1 protein-coding gene is annotated in these 617 nt (G+C 51.7%); it reads left to right on the top strand.

Annotated elements, in window-relative coordinates; all coding sequences use genetic code 11:
- Positions 1–617: PEP/pyruvate-binding domain-containing protein (locus tag ACTHUR_RS15650; RefSeq protein WP_440399561.1), on the top strand; the 617-nt coding region annotated here is incomplete at both ends.

The following is a 617-nucleotide window of genomic DNA, read 5'->3' as shown; positions in this document are numbered from 1 at the left end:
GGCTCACAATGGTCTGAGCGAGCGTATTTCCGAAGCCCTGAAACAACTGGATGTTGAAGACGTTGCCGAGTTGGGGCGCGTGGGTAAAGAAATCCGTCAATGGATTTTGGATACTCCGTTCCCTGAGCAGCTGGATGCTGAAATCGAAACAGCTTGGAACAAAATGGTTGCCGATGCCGGCGGTGCGGATATCTCCGTTGCCGTACGTTCTTCCGCAACAGCAGAAGACTTGCCGGACGCTTCTTTTGCCGGCCAACAAGAAACCTTCCTGAACATCAACGGCTTGGATAACGTTAAAGAAGCGATGCACCATGTATTCGCTTCCCTGTATAACGACCGTGCCATTTCTTACCGTGTCCACAAAGGCTTCGAGCACGACATCGTTGCCCTTTCTGCCGGCGTACAACGCATGGTGCGCTCTGACAGCGGTGCCTCCGGTGTGATGTTTACCATCGATACCGAATCCGGTTACGACCAAGTCGTTTTCGTTACCTCTTCTTACGGTCTGGGCGAAAACGTCGTACAAGGCGCGGTAAACCCTGACGAATTCTATGTATTCAAACCTACTTTGAAAGCAGGCAAACCGGCTATCCTGCGCAAAACCATGGGTTCGAAAC

The sequence above is a fragment of the Neisseria sp. P0021.S007 genome, assembly GCF_051956855.1.
The sequence above is the reverse complement of the archived record's forward strand: the minus strand, read 5'-3'. Positions and strand labels throughout refer to the sequence as shown.